Raw genomic sequence first — 5,700 nt, 5'->3', positions numbered from 1 at the left:
TGCACCCAAGGCGGCGTAAAGGCTCTAATCCCCTAACCCATACAGGCTAGTTTCATAGAAACGAACCGCACGAACCGGACATGAGACTTTCGCACTCATCCGGCTCAAGCCTTATTTCAAGCGAGATTTAACTTGGGTTTTATGTACCTGCTTGTGACACGGTTTGTGTAGGTGCTGAAGGTTTTCCACGTCGTCTGTTCCACCTCCACCAACAGGCACTATGTGATGGGTTTCGATTTCCTCTCCGTTGAATATTGGTTCGCCGCATTCTGGACATTTCCAATGTTGGTTTTCTGCGATCGTATAAAGTTTAGTCCCTTTATCAAAGCGGGTTTTTCCAAGCTTCTGGTGGCGTTTTTCCCAATACTCTTTTAACGAGGGGTCGTCGGGGCTAGCGTCACCCTTGACTTTTATATGGCGCACGATAGAAGTAGATGCAATTTGGTAAAGGATAAGTTCTTTGTCCTTAGCCCGTCTGTCGCTTGTGGTGCAAGCGAACACCCATTTAACGCCTTTAATGGTCTTGAAGTAACGTTTGCGTACCCATTTCGTATTCTTGTTGGGGTGTCTACGTTTTGCCCAACGCCAAAGGTATTGCCATACCCTGTAAGAGATATAGCTGAAGGTTTCTTTGCTTACCACCCCTTTATAGTAGTTAGCAAAACCCCTGAGAATTGGATTGAGCCTTCTGATTAAAACTTCCTGTTTTGCACCATTCAGGTTTTTGATTTCCTCACCCAACCGCTTACAGAAGGCTAGAACCTTCTTTTTGGACGGCTTGATGAGAAGTTTTCCATCGTAGTGTCGGGAGTTGAACCCCAAGAAGTCAAAGCCATCTTCCATTGACGTGATAGCCGTCTTCTCAGCGCTTAGTTCAAGACCTCGTTTTGACATCCATGCTTGTATCAGATTTTGGGCAATTTCGAGACTTTCCTTGTCTCTAGCCGTAACAATAAAGTCATCGGCATATCGCACCACACCAAGTTTTGGGTTGGTGGCTTTTATGAAAGTTTCTAAGCCATGCAACCCTATGTTGGCAAGTAAGGGTGAGATGACTCCTCCTTGTGGTGTGCCTTGTTCCGTTGGGCTAAGTTTCCCTTGGAACACAAAACCCGCTTTTAACCATCCTTTGATGAGTTCCCGTTTGGGGAAGTTATTCACCATGCTCAGGATGGATTCATGGGCGATGTTGTCGAAGAATCTCTTGATGTCAGCTTCTAGAACCCAGGTATCACAGCCTATGTTTCCGAACCTTACTCTGTTAAAGCATTGCCCGATAGCATCTTGACAACTTCTTCCTGGTCGGAATCCGTAAGAGTGTTCCTCAAATACAGCTTCCCATTCGGGTTCTAGTGAACTTTTTACTATTGCCTGTTCGATTCTGTCACGCACGGTTGGGATTCCGAGCGGTCGTTTCTTTCCGTTGGGTTTCGGTATCTCTACCCTTCGGGTCGGTTGGAGTTTTCCCCCATTCCAGTTATTTGTCAGAATCACTCGCTGCGCTGGGGTATTGACAACCTCTTTGTCAATTCCTGCCGTTGCTTTACCTTGGTTGGTCTGAGTGATACGTCGAACTGACAACAATAAATTTGCGTGGCTTCGTAACATCAACTTCTGTAAGCTTCTTAACTTGCGAAAGTCACCAAGTTTTCTCGCACGAAAGATTCTTTGACGTAGGTTTCTAACAAACTTGTTAACCTTCTTCCAGTTAATGTGGTTCCAGTCTTCGAGCCGTCCCTTCAGTCCGTTTGCTGCCATTGTTGACATCATCTAACTTGTCCTCAGATTTGATTCCTTTGTGTAAGTTGTCTCTCGTATAAGACCCAGAGGAAGTCTGCTATTCCTTTCGGTCAGGGATAATGTTTCAATCCCTATCTGGCTCATTACAAACCAGCATTCGCTTTCTCCTCCATCCTTTACCCTTCAGAGAGTTCCGTCCTTGTTACCTCAGACCTACTAGGAGTTATCGACCTCTCTTAGACTCTGTAGGGCTTACCCTGTTGTGTCGTCTAGTTTTCTTGATACCCATTAGGTGCTATCTCTTCTGCGGTGGAATTTTGTTCACACGATTTGTGGAATCCAGAGCCACAAATCCTTTCCACGTACCTTTTGGTGAGAGCCTGTCAGCCTTATTTAGCTCTTTCTTCAATAACGCAGTTTAGACGATAGTTCACATACGTTCACCGTTGAGATTTTCCTCTTGCTCCTGGCCGCCTTAGGCTGGCAGCTTCGGTTACTTTCGTGGTCTGCATTCCGACTGTTTCGTTACCTACTCGGTCGTGACCGGACTTCGAGAAGTCTTTTACGTGAGGGTAGCGGGTGTGACTCCGCCAGGGAAGACGGCTCCCCTTACTAGACGACCCTTTCAGGTCGCACTTGGATACTAAAGTTGTCGTAGAGGGGCAGCGATGGGAAAGCTTTGGTTTTAATCCGCTGGCTGACGAACTTGCAAGTTTTTTCACTGTGTGCGAAGTGATGTTCTTTCACCGAACCCTTTTTTGCTGTGAGATAGCCGCCACAGTAGAGACAAGCGAGGTTAGTTTTTCCGCGCACAACCTCATCAATGCTCGCCAAGTTACCGTCGGGAGCAACACCAAATTTTAGCCACATATTTATAAAAATTCTTCAAAGCAGGGTTTGAAGATGCACCCGCTTTTATTGACTATCGAACTCGCTCATTCTATCACTCTAGGAGTTTTCTGTTCCAGCTTCACCTTTTTACCAGCGAAGAGAAAAGTTGGTGCAGCAAGGTTTTAACTTTCCCGTAGAATAGGGTGAGGGAAAGCAGTTTGTCAGGAGCGTTGCTCGCTAGGAGCGTTGCTCGCTTGCTTTACTCTTGCTGTCGCAATAAGCTTTGGCTGCTGCTAGTGCTGACGAATCCTTCGGAGTTGGCGGATTTCCTGTATCCTCCGAAGGACAAAAAGGATTGTGGGAGCGGCCATCAAAATCTCCAGGCAATGTGCAATCATCAATAATGGCATAGTAGTGAGAAGAGCCAACTCCACCGGGCATAAACTGACTGAAACGATAAATTTCAATCGACCGGTCTTTGTAGGTTTCTTTGTAAACCAGTCGTAGATCCTGTCATGAGGTTTGGCGTTGCAATTACAAGGTGTTTTGTATCCGCGACACAATCAGGGAATGCAATCGCCCAGAAAGCGAGATCCCTCTGATTCTAGCAATCCCAACAACCGCCTTCGTATGTCGATCGAATCTCTGAAAATGGGGCGCTCAATCCTGCTTTCTTTTTCGACAGCACCTTCAATTGCTCTAATTCCTCGCCTTTTGTTGGATGTTGTTACTTATGGGTGGATGAGCGTTCGGCAGAGCGTCCTGATACAACGGGACAATTTCTCGTAGAGCCTCCGTTTGAGATTGCCTGGAATTCCATTGAAGGAGTAGTAACTGCGGACAAAAATTGAAATTTCGGCTATTTTAATACAGCGATTCAGTCGGTAATTCTTCACCAATTCCCCTTCTGAGCGGCAGTTTTTTTGAAAGGTTCATCCCCCTCACCAGTCAATTTCCTAAATTTTTTCATGTTGTATAGCTCACCCAAATAATATGGCTTCAATATCAAAGGTAATTATCATCGGCGGTGGAATTGGCGGTCTGACCCTAGCCCGTGCCTGTCTCGATGTCGGCATTGCAGTTGAACTATACGAAAAGCGCGGTCTGGATGTTATGCTCTCAGGGCCCGGAGGCATATTCATCCAACGCAATGCTTTGCGCGTCTACAAGCTCTTGCAATCAGGGCAGATTTATCAGCGCTTCTACCATTCGGGAGGCCTGATCCTCAAAGGTGGGTTTTTTGACCGACAAGGGGAACCCCTCTACATTAACGCTCCTCAATTCATAGGCGAAGATGATTTGGGTGTGTGCCTCCTGCGACCTGAACTTCAGCAAATTTTATTTGAAGCGTTGCCAGAGGGAACGGTGCGGACTGGCGCTGCCTTTGAGAAATTTGAGGACGCGGGCAACGGCGTTCGGATCTTTTTCTCTGACGGTCGCACTGCTGAGGGTGACATCTTAGTCGGTGCTGATGGTCTTTACTCCAAGGTACGCGCTACTCTCAACGGTAGGGAGCGGTTAGAGGAGCCTGTGTACAGCGGGACTTGCTGCTGGAGAGGCTACTTTGATGGCTCTGGCTTACCGCTAGATTCACAATACAGTTGGGCAGAATTCTGGGGTCAGGGCACTCGCTTTGGCTACTTCGATGTCGGTGGCGGTCGGTTTGCTTTCTATGCTTTCAACAATACCCCAGCGGGCGGTAATGACGATGCACTGGGCGGTTCATTGAATGCCTTGCGCTCCCTGTTTAAAGGCTATGCTGACCCAGTACCAGCTATCATCGAGGCGATCGCTCGGGAGAAGATTTACCGAGATGATATTGTAGATCGGCCGCCGCTGGGAACCCAATGGGGGCAAGGGCGAGTTACCTTAATCGGGGATGCCGCGCACCCAGTTCAACCGAATCTCGGTCAAGGGGGCTGTATGGCGGTGGAAGACTCCTTTGAACTAGCCAAACTGCTATGTACTAGCCAAGCTGGTGGCGATACTGTTCCTTTCCTATTGCGGCAGTTTGAAGCCAGCCGCGCTCAGCGAGTTACTCGCGTATTCAATAGTTCCAGACAAATAGGCAAATTGGGGCAGGCGGATACGGCTCACGGATGTTTGTTGCGGAACGCCATTTACAAGCTAACTCCGACAAGGTTGGCCGACTTGCAGTTCAAATGGTTGTTTGATTACCAACCTCAATGGAATCAGACCCGTACAAATCATTCCGCATAAGCTTGACCGAAAGGAAACGTGAAATATCTGTCAGTTTCCCAATGCGATAATTAAGTTCTTTGTAGCGGTGTTTTTAGTTTTTCCCACCCAACTTCATCAATCCCCGTCAGTTCGTCGCCAAGAGAGCAAGACCGTATTTTAGCCACATCGCTTTTTAATTCTCCTAAAAGCCGATTTCGTAGATGCACCCGCTCCACATTATTGAGGATTTTAACAAGCTGCGGCGGTGTAAATACGGAGTCCTGCCTCAGAATAAGATTCGTAGACGTGCTGGTAAACCTCTTGACATTTGCGCTGATACACTTCGGTTGAGTAGCTTTCGGGTAATTGGTCTAAAGCTTCCTCGATCGCCACTTTAACTGCCGCACTTCTCAATTCATCGACTAGGGCGGCTTTCGATTGTACGGGAGTGTCGCCTTCTGGCGACATAGCCACCGGATGCGGAACCGTAAATTTCTAGGGCTTTTTGCAAGTCGCATAAAACGCCGATATAGTCTACAATCAGCCCGTTGACTTTATTCCCAAACACGCGATTTGCCCTGGCGATTGTAGACAGTTTTCGGATCGGGTGACGCTGACCAAATTGCTCTATTTCTTCCTTGGGGATTGTGATTTGTAACGTTCTAAGTTCACTCATTTTTTACCTCCAGCGACACCACTAGATTAAACTTTGTTTTCAGGTCTGAGACATTTCCTTTTCACATATTCCCGAAAATCCTTACTGTAAAGCTTCCGTTCGTTTCCCAATACTTCGCTACTCCTGGATACTCCAGTTTAATTCTCAGGTAATTAGACCAGCCTTTCCATAAAACTTCATCTAATAAATTGTTTTTATAGCCTTTCTCAGAAAGATGAGGTACAATAACAGCAGTGTGTAAACCAGTTAAAAATATTTGACGATGTAACTTG

The 5,700-nt window shown here is 46.8% G+C and carries 6 protein-coding genes; 1 reads left to right on the top strand and 5 read right to left on the bottom strand.

The genetic code is table 11. The annotated features are described in order from the left end of the window. Window positions 1–111 precede the first annotated feature (111 nt). The 3 genes from ltrA to QUA54_RS33535 all read right to left on the bottom strand — a co-directional run bounded on the left by ltrA (window position 112) and on the right by QUA54_RS33535 (window position 3,012). On the bottom strand, window positions 112–1,758 hold the full coding sequence (gene ltrA / locus QUA54_RS33545; RefSeq protein ID WP_333419278.1) for a group II intron reverse transcriptase/maturase: 1,647 nt from the start codon (window positions 1,756–1,758) through the stop codon (window positions 112–114). A 594-nt stretch (window positions 1,759–2,352) separates the two neighbouring features. Beyond that, window positions 2,353–2,610: a competence protein CoiA family protein gene (locus QUA54_RS33540; protein ID WP_333419276.1), complete on the bottom strand. Its 258-nt coding sequence runs from the start codon at window positions 2,608–2,610 to the stop codon at window positions 2,353–2,355. Between the two features lie 198 nt (window positions 2,611–2,808). Further along, entirely contained in the window at window positions 2,809–3,012 is a 204-nt protein-coding gene (locus QUA54_RS33535) for a hypothetical protein (RefSeq protein WP_333419274.1), read from the bottom strand. Window positions 3,013–3,564: 552 nt separating this feature from the next. On the opposite strand from QUA54_RS33535, the gene QUA54_RS33530 reads away from it, so the two are divergent. Continuing rightward, window positions 3,565–4,791 carry an FAD-dependent monooxygenase gene (locus QUA54_RS33530; RefSeq protein WP_333419272.1) on the top strand — a complete coding sequence of 409 codons (1,227 nt, stop codon included), beginning with the start codon at window positions 3,565–3,567 and terminating at the stop codon, window positions 4,789–4,791. A 210-nt stretch (window positions 4,792–5,001) separates the two neighbouring features. On the opposite strand, the gene QUA54_RS33525 is transcribed toward QUA54_RS33530, so the two are convergent. Together QUA54_RS33525 and QUA54_RS33520 are read right to left on the bottom strand one after the other, a co-directional pair. After that, entirely contained in the window at window positions 5,002–5,220 is a 219-nt protein-coding gene (locus QUA54_RS33525) for a hypothetical protein (protein WP_333419270.1), read from the bottom strand. A 269-nt stretch (window positions 5,221–5,489) separates the two neighbouring features. After that, window positions 5,490–5,700, bottom strand: a 211-nt coding sequence (locus tag QUA54_RS33520) for a hypothetical protein (protein ID WP_333419269.1), incomplete at its 5' end; no start/stop codon positions are given.

It is taken from the genome of Microcoleus sp. MOSTC5 (assembly GCF_036701825.1).
Lineage (GTDB): Bacteria > Cyanobacteriota > Cyanobacteriia > Cyanobacteriales > Microcoleaceae > Microcoleus > Microcoleus asticus.
This window is presented reverse-complemented; position numbering and strand designations above follow the sequence as displayed.